The 22,138-nt window shown below is 72.9% G+C and carries 16 protein-coding genes; 9 read left to right on the top strand and 7 right to left on the bottom strand.

Annotation, left to right across the window (positions count from 1 at the left end):
* The first annotated feature begins 69 nt into the window (after positions 1-69).
* Positions 70-480 carry a VOC family protein gene (locus ACFY6U_RS12605; RefSeq protein WP_390037357.1) on the top strand — a complete coding sequence of 137 codons (411 nt, stop codon included), beginning with the start codon at positions 70-72 and terminating at the stop codon, positions 478-480.
* Positions 481-525: 45 nt separating this feature from the next.
* Positions 526-867 (top strand): VOC family protein, encoded by a 342-nt coding sequence (locus ACFY6U_RS12600; protein ID WP_390037355.1) that lies wholly within the window; start codon positions 526-528, stop codon positions 865-867.
* On the opposite strand, the gene ACFY6U_RS12595 is transcribed toward ACFY6U_RS12600, so the two are convergent.
* The 3 genes from ACFY6U_RS12595 to ACFY6U_RS12585 form a co-directional block, all read right to left on the bottom strand.
* Positions 764-1,978, bottom strand: a complete 1,215-nt coding sequence (locus ACFY6U_RS12595) for a glycosyltransferase (RefSeq protein ID WP_390037354.1) — start codon at positions 1,976-1,978, stop codon at positions 764-766. The two genes, ACFY6U_RS12600 and ACFY6U_RS12595, sit on opposite strands and share 104 nt — an antisense overlap.
* Before the next feature lie 75 nt (positions 1,979-2,053).
* The gene (locus ACFY6U_RS12590; protein WP_390037352.1) at positions 2,054-3,376 is read right to left on the bottom strand and encodes a nucleotide sugar dehydrogenase; all 1,323 of its coding nucleotides are present in this window, start codon (positions 3,374-3,376) and stop codon (positions 2,054-2,056) included.
* An 89-nt stretch (positions 3,377-3,465) separates the two neighbouring features.
* Entirely contained in the window at positions 3,466-4,950 is a 1,485-nt protein-coding gene (locus ACFY6U_RS12585; RefSeq protein WP_390037350.1) for a glycosyltransferase family 4 protein, read from the bottom strand.
* A gap of 38 nt (positions 4,951-4,988) precedes the next feature.
* Between ACFY6U_RS12585 and wecB the strand changes: the two genes are divergently transcribed.
* Genes wecB through ACFY6U_RS12565 form a run of 4 tightly spaced genes read left to right on the top strand, consistent with a single transcriptional unit; the run spans position 4,989 to position 10,723 of the window.
* On the top strand, positions 4,989-6,077 hold the full coding sequence (gene wecB, locus ACFY6U_RS12580; RefSeq protein WP_390037348.1) for a non-hydrolyzing UDP-N-acetylglucosamine 2-epimerase: 1,089 nt from the start codon (positions 4,989-4,991) through the stop codon (positions 6,075-6,077).
* Positions 6,070-6,720, top strand: a complete 651-nt coding sequence (locus ACFY6U_RS12575) for a class I SAM-dependent methyltransferase (RefSeq protein ID WP_390037346.1) — start codon at positions 6,070-6,072, stop codon at positions 6,718-6,720. Before wecB ends, ACFY6U_RS12575 begins: the two co-directional genes overlap by 8 nt.
* Positions 6,720-8,540, top strand: coding sequence for a hypothetical protein (locus tag ACFY6U_RS12570; RefSeq protein WP_390037344.1), 1,821 nt, complete (start codon positions 6,720-6,722; stop codon positions 8,538-8,540). The genes ACFY6U_RS12575 and ACFY6U_RS12570 overlap by 1 nt, the downstream gene beginning before the upstream one ends.
* A complete protein-coding gene (locus ACFY6U_RS12565) occupies positions 8,537-10,723 on the top strand; it encodes a glycosyltransferase (RefSeq protein ID WP_390037342.1) in 2,187 nt (728 codons plus the stop codon). The genes ACFY6U_RS12570 and ACFY6U_RS12565 overlap by 4 nt, the downstream gene beginning before the upstream one ends.
* Before the next feature lie 61 nt (positions 10,724-10,784).
* On the opposite strand, the gene ACFY6U_RS12560 is transcribed toward ACFY6U_RS12565, so the two are convergent.
* The 3 genes from ACFY6U_RS12560 to ACFY6U_RS12550 form a co-directional block, all read right to left on the bottom strand.
* A complete protein-coding gene (locus tag ACFY6U_RS12560) occupies positions 10,785-11,786 on the bottom strand; it encodes an acyl-CoA desaturase (RefSeq protein ID WP_390037340.1) in 1,002 nt (333 codons plus the stop codon).
* Positions 11,787-11,985: 199 nt separating this feature from the next.
* Positions 11,986-13,347 (bottom strand): MFS transporter, encoded by a 1,362-nt coding sequence (locus ACFY6U_RS12555; protein WP_390037338.1) that lies wholly within the window; start codon positions 13,345-13,347, stop codon positions 11,986-11,988.
* Between the two features lie 220 nt (positions 13,348-13,567).
* Positions 13,568-14,233, bottom strand: a complete 666-nt coding sequence (locus ACFY6U_RS12550; RefSeq protein WP_351499861.1) for a TetR/AcrR family transcriptional regulator — start codon at positions 14,231-14,233, stop codon at positions 13,568-13,570.
* 161 nt (positions 14,234-14,394) lie between these two features.
* Between ACFY6U_RS12550 and ACFY6U_RS12545 the strand changes: the two genes are divergently transcribed.
* The 3 genes from ACFY6U_RS12545 (at position 14,395) to ACFY6U_RS12535 (ending at position 19,217) form a co-directional block, all read left to right on the top strand.
* On the top strand, positions 14,395-15,276 hold the full coding sequence (locus ACFY6U_RS12545) for a shikimate dehydrogenase (protein WP_390037336.1): 882 nt from the start codon (positions 14,395-14,397) through the stop codon (positions 15,274-15,276).
* A 110-nt stretch (positions 15,277-15,386) separates the two neighbouring features.
* Positions 15,387-17,168 (top strand): bifunctional sugar phosphate isomerase/epimerase/4-hydroxyphenylpyruvate dioxygenase family protein, encoded by a 1,782-nt coding sequence (locus tag ACFY6U_RS12540; protein ID WP_390037334.1) that lies wholly within the window; start codon positions 15,387-15,389, stop codon positions 17,166-17,168.
* A 174-nt stretch (positions 17,169-17,342) separates the two neighbouring features.
* Positions 17,343-19,217 carry an ArnT family glycosyltransferase gene (locus ACFY6U_RS12535; protein ID WP_390037332.1) on the top strand — a complete coding sequence of 625 codons (1,875 nt, stop codon included), beginning with the start codon at positions 17,343-17,345 and terminating at the stop codon, positions 19,215-19,217.
* A 55-nt stretch (positions 19,218-19,272) separates the two neighbouring features.
* On the opposite strand, the gene ACFY6U_RS12530 is transcribed toward ACFY6U_RS12535, so the two are convergent.
* Positions 19,273-22,131: a glycoside hydrolase family 2 TIM barrel-domain containing protein gene (locus tag ACFY6U_RS12530; RefSeq protein ID WP_390037330.1), complete on the bottom strand. Its 2,859-nt coding sequence runs from the start codon at positions 22,129-22,131 to the stop codon at positions 19,273-19,275.
* Between the last annotated feature and the right edge of the window lie 7 nt (positions 22,132-22,138).

Here is a 22,138-nt window from a genome sequence, read left to right as displayed (position 1 = left end):
CCGATGGCCGCGCGAGCGGCGCACACCTAGGCTGCGGAGGAGGAAACGGCAGCTCGGGAAGAGGTCACGATGTCCGTCGACGGCCGTAGTCACATCCGGATCGCCCGGCCCTCCCGGGACCTGGCGGTGGCCGAGCGGTTCTGGGTGCGGGGGCTGGGGCTCGGTGTGGTGTGGCGGGCCGAGGGCGGGCCGGAACCCGGCGAGCACGACCTGCTGATGCTGGGCTGGCCGGACGCCGACTGGCATCTGGAACTGGTGCACGAGCCCGCCCGGCCCGTGGAGCCCCGGCCCACCGAGGAGGACCTGCTGGTCGTCTACGTCGACGGGCCGGTGCCGGCGGACCTGGTCGCCCGGCTGGAGGAGCACGGCGGCAAGCGGGTGCCCTCGCCGAACCCGTACTGGAACCGGTGGGGCGTCACGGTCGAGGACCCGGACGGGTACCGGCTGGTGCTCTGCGAGCGCGGCTGGTCCAACGCGTGACGCGAGGTCCTTGCCGTCCCGGCCTCCCGGGACTAGCCTCCGCGCGTGATCAATGGGGCACATGTGGTGATCTACACCCGCGACGCCGAGGCGGACCGGGCCTTTTTGAGGGACGTGCTGGACTGGCCGCACGTCGACGTGGGGCACGGCTGGCTGATCTTCCGGCTGCCGCCGGCCGAGGTGGCGTGCCATCCGGCCGACGGCGAGCCCTCGCACGAACTGATGCTGATGTGCGACGACCTGGACGAGACGGTCACCGAACTCACCGGCAAGGGGGTCGAGTTCAGCCGACCCGTCCAGGTCGCGGCCTGGGGCCGGGTGACGGCCCTCCGGTTGCCGGGCGGAGGCGAGGTCGCCTTGTACGAGCCGCGTCACCCGCGCGCCTAGCACCGGTCTCCTCCCGTACCCAGGTCTCCAGCCACTGCGTGAACTCTGCAGCCTTGTCCGGCCAGTTGAAGTGGGTGAGGGCCGCCTCACGGCCGCGCTGGGCCGCGGTGTGACGCAGGATCGCGTCGGTGCTCAGCCTGCGGATCGCCTCCGCCGCAGCCCGCGGATCCTCGTACGGGACGACGAGCCCGCAGCCGTGCCGCTCCACCATGTCCGCGGCCAGCGGGGTGGGCGTGGTGATGACGGGGACGCCGTGGGCCATGTACTCCACGACCTTGGTGGGCCGCGAATGGCGGTAGTTGGGCTGGTCGTGCAGGAGGGAGAGGCCGGCCAGGGCGCCCGGGAACAGGGCGAGGGCACGGTCGTTGGGCAGGAAGCCGTGCCAGCGCAGGACGCCGTCCCGGTCGGCGGCCGTGAGCGCGTCCCGGACGTCGGGGTCGGCCGCGCCGGCCACCTCGACGCGCAGGCCGGGGCCCAGGTGCCGGGCCGTCTCTATCAGGTCCAGCGCGCCGCGCGCCCGTGACAGGTGACCGACGTAGACGACCCGTTCGGTGCCCGGCGGTTCCGGTGCCGCGGTCGGGGCGGTGGTGAAGTTCGGTACCACGGGATGGCTGCGGCGGAACCGCTCCTGGTAGGCGTCCTCGGCGAGCAGCAGTCGCAGATGCCGCTCCGCCAGCCGTTCGGCCGCGCGGACACCGAGCCGCAGCGGTGGCCGCAGTGCTCCCGGCACCCAGCGTTTCATGGCGAGCGCGGCCGCGGTGTCCTCGTGCACGTCCCAGACGACCACCGGACCGGTGCCGGACCGCCGCCAGCGGCGCAGGGTGCCGGGGAGGGCCAGCAGCAGCTCCGGGTCGTGCAGCAGGATCAGGTCCGCCTCGTGGCCGCGCCGGGCCAGCAGGGTCCGGGCCGCGCCCACGGCCGCGCGGCGGCTGCGGCCCGCGGCCCGCGGCAGGTCGATGCCTTCGAGGTCCGGGCGGGGCCGCACCTCGCGGGCCGAGAACGGCGCCGCGTAGACGACGTGGTGTCCGCGGTCCCGCAGCGCGGTGATCTGCCGGTGCAGGATGCGCGCGTCCTCGGGGTGGTGGACGACGGTGACGACGAGTATCCGCATCTGAGCGCCTTTCGGCTCCGTGGCTCGGAGCCCTTCGACTCCGAGCCACGGAAGGGGAGTTGCTACACGGGTCGGCTACAGCACCTCGACGCCGGGCCGGAAGATCCGCCCCCGGGTGTCGAAGAGCAGGCGGGCCTCGTCGCCGAGGGCCGGGAGGTCGTAGGCGGAGTGGTCCTGGAGCAGGATCGTCAGGTCGTGCGACCGCACCGCGGCCATGACGTCGGTGACCCGCGGCACGGCCTCCCCGTCCACGAACCAGGCAGGTACGAACGGGTCGTGGAAGGCGATCTCGGCCTCCCGCTCCCGCAGCAGCCGGGCCACCGGCACCGCCGGTGCCTCGCGCTGGTCGGCGACGTCCGGCTTGTAGGTGACGCCGAGGAGCAGCACCCGGGAGCCGTGCAGCGCCCGGCCCTCGTGGTTGAGCAGGTCCTGGGCGCGCCGGACGACGTACTCCGGCATGTGCGCGTTGATCTCCCGGGCGAGTTCCACGAACCGGAACTCGTAGCCGATCGAACGCACCTTGTAGGACAGGTAGTTGGGGTCGATCGGGATGCAGTGCCCGCCCACCCCGGCGCTCGGCCGGAAGGGCTGGAAACCGAACGGCTTCGTCCCGGCGCAGCGGATCGCGTCCCACACGTCGACGTGCAACTCGCGGCAGAGGATGGCCAGTTCGTTGACCAGGGCGATGTTGACGTGCCGGTAGGTGTTCTCCAGGAGCTTGGCCATCTCGGCCTCGCGGGTGCCCTTCGCCTGCACGACCGTGTCGACGAGCTTGCCGTAGAAGGCGGCGGCCTTCGCCGCACACGCCGGGGTGCAGCCGCCGACCACCTTGGGCGTCTGGCGCAGCCCGTGCGTGGTGTTGCCGGGGTCGATGCGCTCCGGTGAGAAGGCCAGCGCGAAGTCCTCGCCGGCCCGCAGCCCCGACTCCTCCAGGAGCGGCCTGACGATCTCCTCGGTGGTGCCCGGATAGGTGGTCGACTCCAGGACGACGAGCCGCCCGCGGCGCAGCCGGCCCGCCACCGCCCGCGCGGCGGAGGTCACCGCGCTCAGGTCGGGGCCGCCGTCCTCGCTGAGCGGGGTCGGCACGCAGATCACCACGGTCTGCGCCCGGGCCAGGCACTTGTCGTCGGTGTACGCGGTGAACCCGGCCGCCCGCATCCGGGCGACGTCCTCGTCGGAGACGTCGTCCACATGGGAGTGCCCGGCGTTGAGGCCCTCCACGACCCGTGGGTCGAGGTCGAGCCCGGCCACTCTCAGGCCGACCAGCGACGCCTCCCGCGCGAGCGGGAGCCCGACGTAGCCGAGTCCGATGACGGCCAGTTCGTAACTGTCGGTCTGTTCCTCATCCCCGAGCGATGCGCTCGATTCCCCGAGCGGTACGGCCTTTTCGACCTGCATAGGGATTCACTCCGCCCTCGACGGCAGCAACGGCAGACGCCGTATGGATCCGAAGAGCCCGGACGGTGAGCGGTTCCGGGCGCGGGGTCTCAGACACATCCAAGAGCGCGGTACGCGTCTCGGGTCGTGGCAGCGACCCTTTTCCAGGTGCGTTCACGCGCCACCAGCGCGCGGGCGGATGCTCCCCATTCATGCCGCCGATTTCGACTGTAGAGCAATACTTCGAGAGCTTCTGCCCAAGCCTGCGGAGATTCAGGCGGGATGAGCCGCCCGTTCACTTCGTCTTTCACCAGTTCTCGTAGGGCTGTGACATCACTGGCCGCCACGGGAAGACCGCTCGCCATCGCTTCGACCGGCTTGAGCGGGGTGACCAGATGGCAGACCCGTTCGTCGGTGCGCGGCACCGCGAAGACGTCCAGAACACCGTGGTAGGCGCGCACTTGGTGGTGCGGCACACGCCCGGTGAACAGGGCGGCGCCGGAGCCCAGCCCGAGCCGTCCGGCCAGCGCCTGGAGCCGGCCGCGCTCCGGTCCGTCGCCGACGATCAGCAGCCGCAGCGGGACACCCCGACGGCGCAGTTCGGCACCCGCATGGAGCAATGTGCCGATTCCCTCGTGTGGAGTAAGGCTGCTCACGGTGCCCACCACGAAGTCGTCCGCCGCGATGCCGAGCCGGGCGCGCAGTTCCGCCCCGTCCGGCGGCGGGGCGAGGAAGGCGTCGTCCACCGCGTTGGGCACGATCAGAACCCGCTCCTCGGGCACCCCGCGGCCCACGATCTCGGCCTTCATCGCCGCGCCCAGCGTCAGCACCAGATCGGCCCCGCGCATGCAGTACGTCTCCAGGGCGCGCCGGGCCCGGTACGACGGGTCGTCCGCACCGCGGCCGGGAGCCTGGGTCAGCCAGGTCTCCTCCAGGAACCCCCGCACCTCGTACACCACCGGCAGCCCGTAAGTCTCCCGCAGGGCCAGCGCCACCCGCCCGTTGCCGTGGTCGGTGGCCGCGTGCAGCACCGCCGGCCGCAGCCGCTCCACCAGGCGCCCGGCCAGCTCGGCGTTGCGGGCCAGGACCGCCCCCTGGCCGTAGGGCAGCCCGTACGGCAGCAGCCGGTGCTGCGGCACCCCGTTCACGACCTGAGACGGGCGGGCGTCCAGGACGCCCTGCGCCACCGGGAACCCGATCCGGGTCACCACGTGCGGGTCGAGCCCGGCGGCCCGCTGGGCCTCGGCGAGGGCCTGGGTGCGCACGGTGTAGCCGGCGTGTTTGAACGGCAGTCCGTTGGTGACCAGATGGAGCACCCGGCCCGGCTCGGGCCGCACCCCCCGCCCGGCGGGCGCCGCGACCCGGGCGGCGGACGGGACGGCGGTGGGCCCGGCCGTACGGGCCCGGGCGGCGAGCCGTCTCTCGACGGGTTTCAGCCCGCGCCGCACCCGCCCCGGCAGCAGCCGTACGCCGAGCAGCGCGGCCCGGGCGGGGTCGTGCCGCAACTCGCCCCAGGCGACGGATGCGGCCAAGCTGAGTGCACGGGGGAACCGCAGCACACCACGCGGCAGGTACCGGGACGGACGTCGGGCCATGTCGCCAAGGTAGGCCGACAGAGCGGAGAACGTACGACATGAACGGCCGCGTACTCCATGTCGTAGGGACCAGGCCGAACTTCGTGAAGGCCGCGCCCGTCGTCGCCGCCCTGCGCGCGACCGGGCACGACCAGGTCCTGGTGCACACCGGTCAGCACTACGACGAACGGATGTCGCACATCTTCTTCCGGGAGCTGGGCCTGCCCGCCCCGGATACCGACCTCGGCGTCGGCTCCGGCAGCCACGCCAGGCAGACCGCAGACCTGCTGGTGGCGCTGGAGGGCGAGCTGCTCGCCCGCGCCCCGGCCCTGGTCGTCGTCTACGGCGACGTGAACTCCACCCTGGCCGCGGCCCTGGCCGCCGCCAAGCTGGGCATCCCGGTGGCCCATGTCGAGGCGGGGCTGCGCAGCTTCGACATGGCGATGCCGGAGGAGGTCAACCGGCGCCTGGTCGACCAGCTCGCCGAGCTGCTCTTCGCCACCAGCCCGGAGGCCGTCGGCCACCTCGCCCGCGAGGGCGTCGACCCGGGTCGGCTGCACTTCGTCGGCAACCCGATGATCGACACCCTGCTCACCCATCTGGAGCATTTCGACCCGGCCGCCGCCCGCGCCGCCCACGCACTGCCCGAGCGGTACGGCGTGGTCACCCTGCACCGCCCGGCCAACGTCGACGACCCCGAGGCAGCCGCGGCCGCCGCCCGCGCCCTCACCGAGGCCGCCGGCCACCTCGACCTCGCCGTCCCCCTGCACCCGCGCGGCCGGGAGGCGCTGCGCAAGGCGGGCCTCGCCGACGCGCCCGGCATCCATCTCCTCGAACCGCTCGGCTACGTCGAGTTCATGGGCCTGGTCCGCGGGGCCGCCGCCGTGATCACCGACTCGGGCGGCGTCCAGGAGGAGACCACCGTGCTCGGCGTGCCCTGCCTGACGCTGCGCACCACGACCGAACGCCCGGTCACCGTCACCCACGGCACCAACCGCCTGGTCCGGCACAGCGAACTGGTGCCCGCCCTGCGCAAGGTCCTCGACGGGCAGACGGCGGCCGACCCCGAGGGACCACCGCTGTGGGACGGCAAGGCCGGCCCCCGCATCGCCCGTGTGCTCACCGAGTGGCTGGAGCGCCATGACTGACGCCACCCGTACCTACCCCGAAGCCCCTCTGACCTACTGGGACACCCGGCACCGCGAACGCGACGACCTCGCCTCCGGCGGCCACATCGGCCTGGACCGGCCCGGCAACGAGATCTTCTACGCGATCCGGCTCGGCCAGCTCCTCACCCTGATCGGCGACCTGTCCAGCCCCGCCTCCCCGCTGTTCGTCCTCGACGCGGGCTGCGGCAAGGGGCACTTCGCCCGATCCCTCGCCCGCTGCGGCCACCGCGTCGACGCCTTCGACGCCAGCGAGGCGGCCGTCACCCACGCGCGGGCCGAGGGCGGCGGCCCCCGCTTCACCGTCGCCGCCCTCGACGAGTGGCGCAGCCCCTGGCTCTACGACGTGGTGATGTGTGTGGACGTCCTCTTCCACGTCCTGGACGACGCGCAGTGGGCCGCGAGCCTGCGCAACCTCGCCTCGCTCGTCCGGATCACCGGCCGGCTGATCGTCACCGACGAGAACACCGACGAACCCGTCCCGCGCGGCGACTACATCCTGCACCGGCCGATCGCCGCCTACCGCGAGGAACTCGATCCCCTGGGCCTGCGCCACACCCTCTTCCGGCCCTACGGCTTCCGCGAGAACCGGGTCGGCTTCCATGTCTTCACAAGGACCCGCTGATGCGCCTGACCGATCTGCTCCACCCGCACCTGGACGACGTGACCTCGGTCGTGGACGCGACGAGCGGCGGCCTGTGTCTGGACCCCTATCTGCACCTGCCGCCCGGCGTCGAGCTGCGGCGGCACGAGGAACCCGTCGGCGAAGGGGAGCTGATGCTCCTCTGCTACGGACCCGACCCCGCCCTGCACGGCGCCGAGGCGGACTGTCTGGCCGCACTGGAACGGATGCGGCCCGGCGGCCGCGGCCTGATCGTCTTCGGCCACCCCGGCACCGACCTGCCCTACCACCGGCTCCTCGACGCCCTGGTGGCACACCGCTGCCAGGTGCTGCACGCCGCCTCGCTCGGCTACACCCACCTGCACGCCGGGGCGGTGTTCGCCTGCACCGAGGAACTCCTGCCCCCGCACGACTGGTTCGGCCGCCCGCTGCCGGCCGACGGCTTCGCCACCGCCCTGAGGATCGCCGACGAGTACGTCCTGGCCGACTTCGTCTCCCGCTCCCAACGGGCCCGCCTGATCGACCTGGAGCGGGCCGCCGAGGACACCGCCCGCGCCCTGGAGACCGCCCGCGAGGACGGCCTCGCCGAACGGCTCGCCGCCGCCCTGCGGGACAAGGACCAGCTCTCCTCCGCGCTGTGCCGGGCCCGGGAGCGGACCGGCGTGCTGGAGGCGCGGGTGTCCATGCTGGAGGGCTCCACCGCGCTCCGGGTCGGCAAGGCACTGGTGTCGGCGGCCCGGTCGCCGAAGCGCCGCGCGGCCCGGCTGCCGGGCGAGCTGTACGGGCTGTGGCGGCAGCGGAAGGCCAAGGGCCGCCCCGCCGGCTCCCGGGCCGCCGTCTCAGCCCCTGCCTTCGCGCCGGAGCCGCACGCCGACGACCGCTTCCACCTCTCCCACCGCGCCCTGTCCGTCGCGCCCCGCGACCGGCTGGTGATCACCGGCGTGCTCACGGACGGCACCGCCCAGGACTTCGCGGCGGACGCGGTGGTCAGCCGGGTGCTGCCGCACGACGGGCGGCTGCTGGTCGAGCGCACCGACCCGGACGTCTTCCTCGTCCAGCTGAGCGCCTGTGCGGCCCAGGACGGGCCCTGGTCGCTCACCGGCACCGGGCTCGCCCCCGACCTGGACCGGCGGCTCGCCGAACTGGTCTCCCGGGCAAGGGGGCTGGGCCGTACCGCGGTGCTGTGGCGGGACGGCCCGGCGTCGTCCGCCCCGGGGCTGTCCCTGCTGCCCTGGGACAGCGTCCTCGACGGCGACACCGGGACGGCGCTCTTCCGCCTCGACCCGGTCACCGACGGCCGGGACCGGCTCCGGGACGTCTTCGTGCAGGACAGTACCCGGGTCCGGCTGGCCCGGCTCGCCGCCCTCACCGGCGGCCCCGACCCGCTCGCCGAGCGCCGGATCGCCGTCCTCGCCGCGCCCCGGGACGCCACCGACGTGGCCCGGCTCGTCGCCCAGGCGCTCGGCCAGCTGCACCGGCCGGCCGAGGTGGTCGTCGCCGACCCGGCGGGCCTCGCCCTCGACGAACTCACCGCCGCCTCGGTCGCCGTGCACGCCGGACCGCCCACCGCACCCTGGGTCGCCGACTGGACGGACCTGACCGAGGACCGCCCGGACACCCACCTCCTCGACCTGCTCTGCGCCCAGGAGTTCTCGGGCGCCGACGCGGTGGGCCACACCCCCGCCGCCGACGACTACGCCTTCGTACCGGCCCTGAAGCCGCTGCTCGTGCGCCGGTCCCTCCTCGACACCGGCACCCCGCCGGACACCTGGTCGCGGGCCGGGCACCGCCTGTTCGCCGTGCGTGGAAAGGAACCGTCATGACCCGCACCCTCAGGGCGCTCGTCTACGGCGACGTGGACCTCAACCTCATCGACGGCTCCGCCGTCTGGGCCCAGTCGACGGTCCAGGCCCTGTCCCGCGCGGGCTGCCGGACCCGCCTCGTCCTCAAGGCCCCGGTCGAGACGGGCAGGCTGACCGACCCCCTCGCAGGCCTGCCCGGGGTCACCGTGGTGCGGCCGTACGAGGAACACCTCGTCCCCGGCCAGGGCGCGCACCCCCTCTCGCCCTTCCAGGCCTCGCAGCTGCTCGCCCGGCTGGACGCGGAGGAGCCCTGCGACCTGCTGGTGCTGCGCGGCCGCCGGCTGGTCAAGCAGATCGTCGGCGACGGCGCCTTCGAGGGCCGGATCTGGGCCTACCTCACCGACATCCCGCAGTCCCCGGCCGACATGACCGAGGAGGCCCGCGCCGACCTCGCCCGGATCGCCGCGGCCTCCCGGCAACTCCTGTGCCAGACGGAGGAGTTGCGCTGTTTTCTGGAGGCCTGGGTGCCGGAGGCCTGCGGCCGGTCCGTGCTCTGCCCGCCCGCGGTGCCCGAGCCGGGCTTCCCGGTCCCGGCCCGGAACGGCCTGCACGATCCCGTACGCCTCGTCTACACCGGCAAGTTCGCGCCCCGCTGGAACACCCTGCCCATGACCCGGCTGCCCGCGATGCTGGCCGAACGCGGCATCAGGACCGAACTGCACGCCGTCGGCGACAAGATCCACAAGGACCCGGGCCACCCCGGCTTCGACACCGCCATGGCCGAGGCGCTGCGCACCACCCCCGAGGTCGTCCACCACGGCGGCGTACCGCGCGAGGAGGCCATGCGCCTCGCCGCCGACTGCGACCTCGGCCTCGGCTGGCGCGACGCCTCCCTCGACGCCAGCCTCGAACTCTCCACCAAAGTACTGGAGTTCGGCTCCCTCGGCCTGCCCGTCGTGCTCAACCGCACCCCCGCCCACGAGGCCCTGCTCGGCGCCGACTACCCCCTGTTCGTCCCGGGCACCGCCACCCTCGCGGACGCGGCGGACGCCGTCTGTCTCGCCGTACGCGACACCGCCGCCCGGCACCTCGCCGCCGACCGGTGCGCGGCGGCCGCCCGGGAGTACACCATGGAGGCCGCGGCGGCCCGCTGGCGCGGCCACCTCGACCGTGCCTTCCCCGCCGCACCCGCCGCCGTCGCCGACCGGGCCCGCCCGCTGCGGGTCGGCGTCGCCGGCCACGACCTGAAGTTCCTCACCCGTCTCCTCGACCACCTCCGCGCGCTGCCCGGCCTCGACGTCCGGATCGACGCCTGGCCCGCGCTCGCCCGGCACGACGCCGCCGCCAGCCGCGAACTCGCCGCCTGGGCCGACGTGGTGGTCGTCGAGTGGTGCGGCCCGGCGGCCATCTGGTACAGCCGCCACAAGCGGCGCGGCAGCCGGCTGATCGTGCGCCTGCACCGCTTCGAACTCGACGCCGGATACCCGCGGCAGGTCGACATCGACGCCGTCGACCGGGTGGTGTGCGTCAGCCCCTACTACGCCCGCGCCACCCGGGACCGCACCGGCTGGCCCGCGGCGAAGATCACCACGATCGGCAACTGGGTCGACGTCGACCAGCTCGACCGGCCCAAGGCGCCCGGCGCCCGCCACCGCCTGGGCATGATCGGCATCGCGCCCAGCCGTAAACGCCTCGACCTCGGCCTCGACGTCCTCGAAGCACTCCGCGCCCGCGACCGGCGCTGGCACCTCTCGGTCAAGTCCAAGCCGCCGTGGGAGTACTGGTGGATCTGGAACAAGCCCGAGGAACGCGAGCACTACGACGCGATCCTGCGCCGCATGCAGACCTCGCCGCTCCTCGAAGGGGCCGTCGTCTTCGACCAGTTCGGCCCCGACGTCCCCAACTGGCTGCGCCGGATCGGCCACGTGCTCTCCACCAGCGACGACGAGAGCTTCCACCTCTCGCCGGCCGAGGGCATGGCCTCCGGCGCCGTACCCGCGCTGCTGCCGTGGCCGGGCGCCGACGAGATCTACGACCGGCGCTGGATCCACGACACCCCCGAGGCGATGGCCGACGCGATCACCGGCCTCGCCGAACAGGAGGACTGGCAGTCCGCCGGGGCGGCGGCCCGCGAACAGGTGCGGGAGGGGTTCTCGCTGGAGCGGGTGGCCGAGGAGTGGACGGAGCTGCTGGTGTCCGGGTGAGTCCAGGCGGGACACGCGGTGCCCGAGGACCCCGCGTCCGGCGGTTTCGCCGGGAGGGGCGTCAGGCCGCCGACTCCGGCCGGCCGGCCGGCTCGGGCAGCAGGCGGGCGCTGAGGCGGTCCGGGCTCGGCCAGCGGACGTCGTGGGCCCAGCCCAGTTTCTCGAAGATCCGGATCAGACGTGCCGACGGGTCGATCTGGCCCGGCAGTACACCGTGGCGTGCGCCTGTGGGGTCGGCGTGATGCGAGTTGTGCCAGCTCTCCCCGAAGGACAGCAGGGCGAGCGGCCAGAAGTTGGTGGCCTTGTCCCGGCTGGCGAACGGGCGCCTGCCGGCGACGTGGCAGACCGAGTTCACCGACCAGGTGACGTGGTGCAGCAGCGCCATCCGCATGACGCCGGCCCAGAAGAACCCGGTCAGCGCACCGGCCCAGGTGCCGGTGACGAGCCCGCCGACCAGTGCGGGGGCCAGGAGGGAGACGACGGTCAGCGGCCCGAAGAGCCGGCCGACGATCCGCAGGTCGCGGTCGGCGTCGATGTCGGGCGCGAACCTGGCCCGGTTGCTCAGCTCGCGCTTGAGCATCCAGCCGATGTGCGCGTGCAGCAGCCCCTTGAGCAGCGCGCGCGTGTCGGTTCCGAAGCGCCACGGCGAGTGCGGGTCGCCCTCGCGGTCGGCGAAGGCGTGGTGGCGGCGGTGGTTCGCCACCCACTGCACCGGCGAGCCCTCGACCCCCAGCGAACCCGCGACCGCCAGAGCGATGCGCAGACCCCGCTTCGCCTTGAACGAGCGGTGCGTGAAGAGGCGGTGATAGCCCACCGTGAGGCCGAAGCCGGACACCAGATAGGCGAACAGGGCCATCGTGACGTCCAGCGCCGACAGCCCCCGCCCCCACAGCAGCGGCACCGCGACGACCAGGCAGATCAGCGGGCCGACCACGAAGATCCACATCGCGACGCCGGCCACGGCGTTCTGCGGGGCGTCGAGCAGCGGCCTGACTCCGGCCGCGGTGTCGGCGTCGCCCTCGGCGACGGTCTGTTCAGAACGGTCAGCTGTGCTCGGGCTCATCGGTTCCCCGCCGTTGCTCGAGGTTGTCGGACATGGTGCCGCCTACGGCACACCATCGCAGCGAACGGCATCCCCGCAGGTCATCGCTCATGTCCAGGGTGTGAACGGCGTGGGACCAAATCTCCTTGAGGGGCGGCGAAGGTCCGCCCGGGCGCCGGCCCGGGCGGACGTGTGCCTGCTTCGCGGTACGGACGGGCCCTCAGGCCGTCACGGTCTCCGGCCGGGACGCCTCGCGGGGGGTGCGGGACCCGAGGTCCTCCGTGGCCACCGTGTGGGTCTCGCGGGCGGACAGCGCGGCGATCACCGGCGGCACGCACAGCGCGGCCGTGAACAGCGCCACCGCCGACCAGTCGTCGCCGCCCGGACCCGCGATCTGCGCCGCGAAGGTCACCGCGAACCCGGCCACCGCGAACCCGATCTGGGTACCGATCGCCATGCCCGACAGCCGGACCCGGGTCGAGAACATCTCGCCGTAGAAGGACGGCCAGACCCCGTTCGCCGCGCTGTAGACGATACCGAAGGCGACGATCCCGAGGAGCATGATCAGCGGGTACGAGCCGGTGGAGATCGCCCACAGGTAGCCGAACATCGCCACCGCACTGCCCACCGCGCCGATCAGGTAGACCGGCCGCCGCCCGATCCGGTCCGACAGCGTCGCCCACGCCGGGATCGCGCCCAGCGCCACCAGGTTCGCCAGCGCACCCACCCACAGCATCGACGTCTTCGACATCCCGACCGAGTCGCTGGTCGCGTACGCCAGGGCCCACACCGTGAAGATCGTGCTCACCGAGGCGATCAGCGCACCGCCGATCACCCGCAGCACGTCGGCCCAGTGGTACCGCACCAGCGTCACCAGCGGCAGCCGTACGACACCCTCGGTCGCCGCCTGCTCGGCGAAGGCCGGGGTCTCCTCAAGCCTGCGCCGGATCAACCAGCCGACCGCGGCCACCGCGACACTCAGCCAGAACGGCACCCGCCAGCCCCAGGACATCAGCTGGTCCTCGGGCAGCTGGGAGACCGCGATGAAGACCAGGGTGGCGATCAGCTGGCCGCCCTGGGTGCCGCCGAGCGTGAAGCTGGTGAAGAAGCCGCGCCGGTTCGGCGGCGCGTGTTCCAGACTCATGGAACTCGCGCTGGCCTGCTCGCCGGCCGCCGAGATGCCCTGCAGCACCCGACACAGCACCAGCAGCACCGGCGCCAGGCCGCCCACCTGGGCGCGGGTCGGCAGACAGCCGATCAGGAACGTCGACAGGCCCATCAGCAGCAGCGTGAAGACCATGACCTTCTTGCGGCCGATCCGGTCCCCGAAGTGCCCGAGGAACAGCGCACCGACCGGACGGGCCGCGTACGCGACACCGAACGTGGCCAGCGAGAGCAGGGTCGCGTTGGCCGGGTCCGACTCGTCGAAGAAGACCTTCGGGAAGATCAGCGCGGCCGCGCTGCCGTAGATGAAGAAGTCGTAGTACTCCAGGGCGCTGCCGATCCAGGCGGCCAGGGCGGCCTTCCTCGGCTGGCCACCGGGCGGTACGGCGGTGGCGGCGGACTGGGCGGGGACGGACACGGCGGTGCTCCTTCGGGAAACTCCGACGCAGGCGGAGTGAGCGGCGGGGGAGAAGGCCGGTTCCCGGGGATGACGGGGTCGGCGGACCAGGGGCCGGGTGCTAATTAACCCACTGGATAGTTAGTCGCGATGGGTACGGATGTTGCGCTCGCGTTTCCCCGGTGTCAAGAGGTCGGGCCGTTCCCGTCCGGTCCCGCCCGGTGTCCGGTGCCCGGCGCGGTCAGTCCGCCGCGCGCTCCGCGGTGAGGTAGGCGATCACCATGTCGCCCAGCATGGCCCGGTAGTGCGCGCGCTGCGCCGGGTCCACCAGGTCGCGGCCGAAGAGGGCGCGGAAGGTCGCCCGGTTCGCCACCCGGAAGAAGCAGAACGAGCTGATCATCGCGTGCAGGTCGACGGCGTCCACGTCGGCCGTGAACAGGCCGGACTCCTGCCCGGCGGCCAGGATCCGGCGGATCACCTCCAGCGCCGGCGAGCCGATCCTGCCGAGCTTCTCGGAGGCCGCGATGTGCTCGGCGCCGTGGATGTTCTCGATGCTGACCAGCCGGATGAAGTCCGGGTGCTGCTCGTGGTGGTCGAAGGTCAGCTCGGCGAGCCGGCGGATCGCCGCGACCGGGTCCAGGTGCTCGACGTCCAGCTGCTGCTCGGCCTCGCGGATCACGCCGTACGCGCGCTCCAGGACCGCCGTGAACAGCTGCTCCTTGCCGCCGAAGTAGTAGTAGATCATCCGCTTCGTGGTGCGGGTGCGGGCCGCGATCTCGTCGACGCGGGCCCCGTCGTAGCCGGCCCGGGCGAACTCCTGGGTGGCCACGTCGAGGATCTCGGCCTGGGTGCGGGCGGCGTCACGGAGCCGCCCGTGGGTCTGTGCCGGTTCGTCGACGCTGGTCATCGGGTTCCTATCGGGTTCCTTCGCGGGGAGGCCGGTGCGGAGATTGTAGAAGCCCGGGGCGGAGGTGTTGCCGGCGAGGTCTTCCCCTGCCGTGGCCTTCGGTGTATAGCTAACGTACTAGTTCGTACATTAACGTTTGTGATGCCGCTCTGGAGGGCCACGTGGCCAAGGACTCGTATCTCGTCGGACTGGTCGGTGCCGGCATCGGCCCGTCGCTCAGCCCCGCCCTGCACGAGCGCGAGGCCGGCCGGCAGGGGCTGCGGTACCTGTACCGGCTGATCGACATCGACGCGCTCGGCGTGGCACCGGAGGCCGTGGGGGAGCTGGTGCGCGCCGCGCGGGACCTCGGCTTCGACGGGCTGAACATCACGCACCCCTGCAAGCAGCTCGTCATCGAGCACCTCGACGCACTGGCCCCGCAGGCCGAGGCGCTCGGTGCGGTCAACACGGTGGTCTTCGAGGCCGACGGGAGGGCCGTCGGCCACAACACGGACGTGACCGGGTTCGCGGCGTCGTTCGCGCGGGGATTGCCGGATGCCTCGCTGGAGCGGGTGGTGCAGCTCGGTGCCGGGGGTGCGGGGGCCGCGGTCGCGCACGCGACGCTCACGTTGGGGGCCGAGCGGGTCACTGTCGTGGACGCGGTGGCCGAGCGGGCGGCCGGGTTGGCCGGGCAGTTGTGCGGGCAGTTCGGGGCGGGCCGCGCGGTGGCCGCGGGCCTGGAGCGGCTGCCGGACATGCTGGCCGGTGCGGACGGGCTCGTCCACGCGACGCCTACCGGGATGGCCGCGCATCCGGGGCTGCCGGTGCCCGCGGAGTTGCTGCATCCCGGGCTGTGGGTGGCTGAGGTCGTGTATCGGCCGCTGGAGACGGAGTTGTTGCGGACCGCTCGGGCGTCGGGGTGCGCGGTGCTGGACGGGGGCGGGATGGCGGTGTTCCAGGCCGCGGATGCGTTTCGGTTGTTCACGGGGAGGGAGCCGGACACTGCTCGGATGCTCGTCGACATCGAGGAGCTGGCAGAGAGCTCGGCGGGTCAGGTTGTGTGACGGGTGCGGGCCGGTGGGGGTTGATCGCGCCCACGCGGCGGCAGCCGCAAATCGATACAGCCCCGCGCCCCTGAAAGCAGGGAATTGCAGTGCACGTGAGGAAAAGGGTCATGCGTACTTCCATTGCCACCGTTTCGCTCAGCGGGTCTCTCACCGAGAAGCTCACCGCGGCCTCCCGGGCCGGGTTCGACGGGGTCGAGATCTTCGAGAACGACCTGCTCGCCAGCCCGCTCCCGCCCCGTGAGATACGGGCCCGGTGCGCCGATCTGGGGCTCACCGTCGATCTCTACCAACCCATGCGGGACATCGAAGCCGTCCCCGACGACGAGTTCGCGCGCAATCTGCGGCGCGCCCGGCACAAGTTCGAGCTCATGCGGGAACTGGGCGCCGACACCGTCCTCGTCTGTTCCTCCGTCTCCGCGCTCGCGATCGACGACGACGGTCTCGCCGCCTCCCAACTGGCCCGACTCGCTGATCTGGCACAGGACTTCGGCATCCGGGTCGCCTACGAGGCGCTCGCCTGGGGGCGGCACGTGAGTACGTACGACCACGCCTGGCAGATCGTCGAGTCGGCCGGTCATCCCGCCCTCGGGACCTGCCTGGACAGCTTTCACATCCTTTCCCGCGGGTCCGATCCGAAGGGCATCGGGGACATCCCCGGCGAGAAGATCTTCTTCCTCCAGCTGGCCGACGCCCCGCTGCTCGCCATGGACGTGCTCCAGTGGAGCCGGCACTACCGGTGCTTCCCGGGGCAGGGCGGGTTCGACGTCGCCGGGCTGGTGCGGCATGTTCTGCGCACGGGGTACGACGGGCCGCTCTCCCTGGAAGTCTTCAACGACGTCTTCCGGCAGGCGGAGGCCGGGCCGACCGCCGTCGACGCGCACCGTTCGCTGCTGGTGCTCCAGGAGGCCGTCGGGGTGGGGGAGCTGCCCCCGCCGGTCGTGCCGACGGGGGTCGCGTTCGCCGAACTCGTCACGCCGGACGCCGAACCGGTCTCGGCGCTGCTCGGCGCCCTCGGCTTCGCCCGGACCGCCAGGCACCGCAGCAAGCCCGTCGACCTGTGGGAACAGGGCAAGGCCCGGGTCCTGGTCAACACCGGTCCCGCCGCCCGCCGCGAGGGCACCGGCCTCGCCGCGATCGGTCTGGAGTCACCGGACCCGCGGGCCGCAGCCCGCCGTGCCGAGGCCCTGCTCGCCCCCGTGCTGCCCCGCCGCCGCGCCCCGGAGGACGCCCCGCTCGACGCGGTCGCCGCCCCCGACGGTACGGAACTGTTCTTCTGCGCCACCGGCCACGACTCCGAACTCCGTGACTGGCGCGCCGACTTCGCCGAGGTGCCGCACGAACCGGCGCCGGGCCCGGCGTACTTCGACCACCTCGCGCTCACCCAGCCCTGGCACCAGTACGACGAGGCGGTCCTCTTCCACCGCAGCGTCCTCGGCCTGCACCCCCAGGAGAGCGTCGACGTCGCCGACCCCTACGGGCTCCTGCGCTCCCGAGCCGTGACCAACGCCGACGGCACCGTCCGGATCGTCCTCGGGGTCGGCGCCGCCCCGGCCGACGACACCCTGCACGCCCAGCACATCGCCCTCGCCGTCTCCGACGTGGTCGCCGCCGCCCGGGCCTTCCGGGAGGCCGGCGGCGGTCTGCTGCCCATCCCCGCCAACTACCACGACGACCTCGCCGCCCGGTACGAGTTCGCGGACGGCGAGCTGGAGACGTACCGCGACCTCGGCATCCTCTACGACCGGGACGCGGACGGGGTCTTCCGGCACTGCTACACACGGACGGTCGGACGGGTGTTCTTCGAACTCGTCGAGCGGGATCCCGGGTATCGCGGCTACGGCGCCCAGAACGCCCCGGTGCGCCTCGCGGCCCAGCACGCCGGACGGTGAGTCACAGGCGGGGTTCAGGATTCTTACAGCTTCCATGGGTGATACTCACGAACATCCTGAATGTTCCTTGACAACCCGGACGTGACGTTCGCCGGAATCCAGTCGTCCTACAGGCCGTAGCACTCCGGGGCGCTCAGGAAGCCCTGGACACGGGAGTCCTGGAGGCCGTCCGCGATGCCGAGCCCTGTCAGCGCCGAGCCGCTCGTCCGTGTCGAGGGGCCGCCGCCCGCGCCGGCCCCGGCACGGAGCCGTACCCGGCGCTACGAGCGCCCGATCCTCGCCGGCATCGCCACCGTCGCCGCGCTGCTCTTCTTCTGGGGCATCTGGCACAGCGCCTACCACACCTTCTACGCGAGCGCGGTCCGCAGCATGACCGACAACCCGGTCGCCTTCCTCTACGGCTCCTTCGACCCGGGCAACTCCATCACCCTGGACAAGCTGCCCGGATTCCTGTGGCCGCAGGCCCTGTCGGCGCTGGTCCTCGGCTTCCACCCCTGGTCCCTGGTGGTCCCGCAGGCCCTGGAGGGCGTGGCCTCGGTGGTCCTGCTCCACGTGGTCGTACGGCGTTGGGCCGGCGTACCGGCCGGGCTGCTGGCCGCCGCCTTCCTCACGCTCACCCCGGTGACCGTGGGCCTCGGCCGTTCGGTCACCGAGGACGCGCCGTTCGTCCTGCTGTTGCTGCTGGCCGCCGAGGCCACCCAGCGGGCCACCGCCCGCGCCCGGCTGCGCACCCTCGTCCTGGCGGGCGTCTGGGTCGGGGTGGCCTTCCAGTGCAAGATGCTGGAGGCCTGGGCGGTGCTGCCCGCGCTGGCCGTGACCTACCTGGTGGCCGCTCCGACCACGGTGCGCCGCCGGATCCGGGACCTCGCCGTGTCCGGGGCGGTCATGCTGGCGGTGTCCCTGTCCTGGATGCTGGCCGCAGGCCTCACCCCGGCCGCCGCCCGCCCCTACCTCGACGGCACGACCGACAACTCGCCGATCGCCCTGGTCGTCGGCTACAACTTCCTGACCCGTTTCCAGACGCTGGGCGTCGACGCGGCCGGCACCGGGAGCATCGTCGCCGACCGGGCGCACAGCAGGGCGTCGGCGGGAATGGGGGACAGCGTCTGGAAGATGTTCAGCCCCGGGCTGGCCAGCCAGACGGGCTGGCTGTACCCGCTGGCGGCGCTGGGCCTGGCCGCCGGGCTGTACGGCCTGTGGCGCCGCCGCCCGCAGCGCACCGACCCCTTCCTGGCGGGGTACCTGCTGTGGAGCGTCTGGCTGGTGACGTTCTTCCTGGTCTTCAGCTTCGGCAGCGTGACCGGGCACACCTACTACATGGGTGTGGTCGCGGTCGGCCTGTCGGTCCTGGCCGCGACGGCCGTGACCCGGGTGCGGCGCCGGACCGTACTGTGCGCGGTCCTCGCCGTCAACGTCGGCTGGTGCGCGGCCCTCACCCTGCACTACCCGCGCTTCTTCGCCTGGTCGGTCGGCGTCGCCGCGGCCCTGGCCCTGCCGGCGCTGGTCCTCCTCGCCGTCGGCGGGTCACGTCCGCGCAGGGCCGCCCTGGCCGTCGCCCTCGCCGCGGTCCTGGTCGTCCCCACGGTCTGGTCCGCGTCCGCGACCTCCCTGCGCTACAACCAGCCCGGCGGGTTCGGCCGGATCGGCCCGGGCAGCATCGCCACCCGCAACGGCGCCTCCGCCCTGACCCCGGCCCAGCAGCGCGTCCTCGCCTACCTCACCGCCCACCGCGAGGGCGCCCGCTACCTGGCCGCCGTGCCCCGCTGGCAGATGGCGGCGCCGTACATCCTCTCGGACAACGCCTCCATCCTCCCGCTCGGCGGCTTCACCGCCCATGTGCCGTACCCCGCGCCCGGCACCTTCCACCATCTGATCGACACCGGCCGGCTCCGCTACGTCCTGCTCTCCGCGGCCGACCTCACCCACCGCGCCCGGGGCGCGAAGACCCCGGGCCGGGCCCTGGTCCGCTGGACCATCGGCCACTGCTCACCGGTCCACGTCGCGCGCTACACCCTCTACCGCTGCGGGGCCGCCGGGCACGGACGCTGAGCGGACCGAAGGCCCCGGACCACGCACGGTCCGGGGCCTTCCAGGGTGCTGCGGATCAGCCGATGTCCGAGAACACGAAGGAGAACTCGGCCGGTGCGGCGTGCAGCTGGTACTGCGGCAGGACGCCGGGGCCGCAGGACTGCGAACCGATGCCGTGCTGGCCGTGGTCCAGGTTGACCCAGACCGTGTCACCCGGGGTGAGGTCGCTGCGGTGAGCGGCCGCGTCCAGTTGCTCGGTGGTCCAGCGGCGGGCCGTGAACCAGAACTCCGGGTCGCCCTCGATCCGCAGCCCGCCGATCTCCGCCCAACGGACGTCCGCGCGGGCGCCGTTCTCCTGCGGACGGAGGTACGGCGTCTGCAGGTCGTCCACCGTCGACTGCCAACGGCCCACCACTGAAGCCGTTCTGGTGTCCGGATACGCCTCGCCCGGCCCGCCGCCGAACCACCGCACACGGTCCGCCGCCGACAGCCCGAAGCGGACGCCGAGCCGGGGCAGCGGCACCGTCCAGTCGCCGTCCGGGGTCACGGAGACGGTGAGTCCGAGGCGGCTGCCGTCCGTGGTCCAGCGGTAGACCGTCACCAGCCCGAACTCCCAGGCGGCGGGCGCCACCCGGGTGCGCACGGTCAGCGCGTCGGCGGTCTGCTCCACCGCGTCCAGCCGGTGCCGCATCCGGTGCAGACCGAACTTCCGCCACAGCGCGCCGTAGCGGATGTCGCTCTGCCAGGCGGCACCGTCGTCGTTGTCGGTCGTCGCCCGCCACACGTCCAGGCGCAGTCCGGTCACCGCCACCGAGCCGATGCTCCTCAGCGCGCCGCTGCGGGCGTCGAAGGCGGCCGGGCCGAGGGCGATCGACCCGTCACCGGACACCACGGGTCCGGCGGAGGCGGCGAAGGCCGGCAGCTGCCGCCCCGAGACGGGGAACTGACCCCAGGCGACCACATGACCGCGCGGTCCCCAGCCGGTGTCGGCGGCCAGTACCGCCCGTACGGTCCACTGCGTCTCGCCGCTGCCGGCGGCGACCGGCGGCTCCGGCAGTTTCACCTCCGCCGACTCGCCGGCCGCCAGGGCCGGTACCGCCAACGGGCCCGACTCGACGGTCTCGCCGCCGACCTGGTACGACCACTCGAAGTCCAGCGCCGACAGATCGGCGAAGTCCTGCCTGTTGGTGACCCGGACGGTGGCGCCGTCGCCCTCGATGCGGACGGGCTCGATCACCTTCTTGTACTCCACCAGCCCCGGGGAGGGCTGCCGGTCCGGGAAGACCAGTCCGTCGCAGACGAAGTTCCCGTCGTGCAGCTCCTCGCCGAAGTCGCCGCCGTACGCGTAGCCGTACCGCTCGTCCTCGATGCCGTGGTCGATCCACTCCCAGATGAAGCCGCCCTGAAGCCGGTCGTACGACTCGAAGATCCGCTGGTAGTCGGCGAGCCCACCGGGACCGTTGCCCATCGCGTGCCCGTACTCGCACAGGATGAAGGGGAGTTGACGACGCCGATGGGTACCGCCGTCCAGTTTCCGGCCGATCCGCTCGACCTCGGCGTGGTCGGCGTACATCCGTGAATAGACGTCCGTGTCACGGCAGTCGATGTCACCCTCGTAGTGCACGAGCCGGGAGGCGTCCCGGCCGTGGATCCACTCGGCCATCGCGGTCAGGCCCCGCCCGGTGCCCGCCTCGTTGCCGAGCGACCAGATCACCACCGACGGGTGGTTCTTGTCGCGCTCGACCATCCGGGCGGCCCGGTCGAGCAGCGCCGGGGTCCAGCGGTCGTCGTCGACCGGGTTGTCCCGCCAGGCCTGCTCGGTGAAGCCGTGGGTCTCCAGGTCGCACTCGTCGATCACCCACAGGCCGTACTCGTCGCACAGGTCGAGGAAGGCCGGGTGCGGCGGGTAGTGGGAGGTGCGGACCGCGTTGATGTTGTGCCGCTTCATCAGCAGCACGTCAGCGAGCATGGTCTCCGGGTCGAGGGCCCGGCCCTTCTCGGGGTGCCACTCGTGCCGGTTGACGCCCTTGAAGAGGACGGGCCGCCCGTTGACCTTGATCAGCCCGTCCTCGAGGACGACGGTCCGGAAGCCGATCCGCAACGGCACCCGCTCGCCCTCGGTGGCCAGCACCCCGTCGTACAGCCTCGGTGTCTCGGCCGTCCACGCCTCGACCGGGACGGTGACCGGCTCACCGGTCGCGATGTCGACGCCCAGTTCCGGCACGGTGACCCTGCCGTCCACGTCGGAGTCGACGCGCAGCGTGCCCGCGCCGGTGACGTGGTCGTAGGAGGCGTGCACGAAGAAGTCGAGGGCGCTCCCGGCCGGGCGGTGCAGCAGGGTCACGTCCCGGAAGATGCCGGGCAGCCACCACTGGTCCTGGTCCTCCAGGTAGGAGCCGGCCGACCACTGGTGGACGCGGACGGCGAGCACGTTGCCGACCGCCTTCAGGAGGTGGCCGACCGCGAACTCGTGCGGCAGCCGGGAGCCCTTGAACTCGCCGATGTCCGTGCCGTTCAGCCAGACGCGGGCGCAGGACTCGACCCCGTCGAAGCGCAGGACCGTCCCGCCGTCGGTCAGGTCCCAGTCCTCGGGCAGGTCGAAGGCGCGCAGGTGGTCACCCGTGGGGTTCTCGGTCGGCACCCTCGGCGGGTCGACCGGGAACGGGTACAGGTGGTTCGTGTAGATCGGCGCGCCGTGGCCCTGGAGCACCCAGTGCCCCGGGACCGACACCTCCGCCCAGCCGCCGGCGTCGTACCCCGGCTCGGCGAACGCGTCGTCCTCGGAGTCCGCCGTGGGCGACAGCCGGAAACGCCAGCTGCCGTTCAGGGAGAGGGACGCGGCGTCCGAGCGCGGACACCAGGCCCGGGGAGGCAGGGCGCCCGAACCCGGGGAGACGTCCTCGACATAGTCGGTGGCGGAGGTGCGGAAAGACATCGGTCTC

The sequence above is a fragment of the Streptomyces sp. NPDC013157 genome, from assembly GCF_042899865.1.
GTDB lineage: Bacteria > Actinomycetota > Actinomycetes > Streptomycetales > Streptomycetaceae > Streptomyces.
The sequence above is the reverse complement of the archived record's forward strand: the minus strand, read 5'-3'. Positions and strand labels throughout refer to the sequence as shown.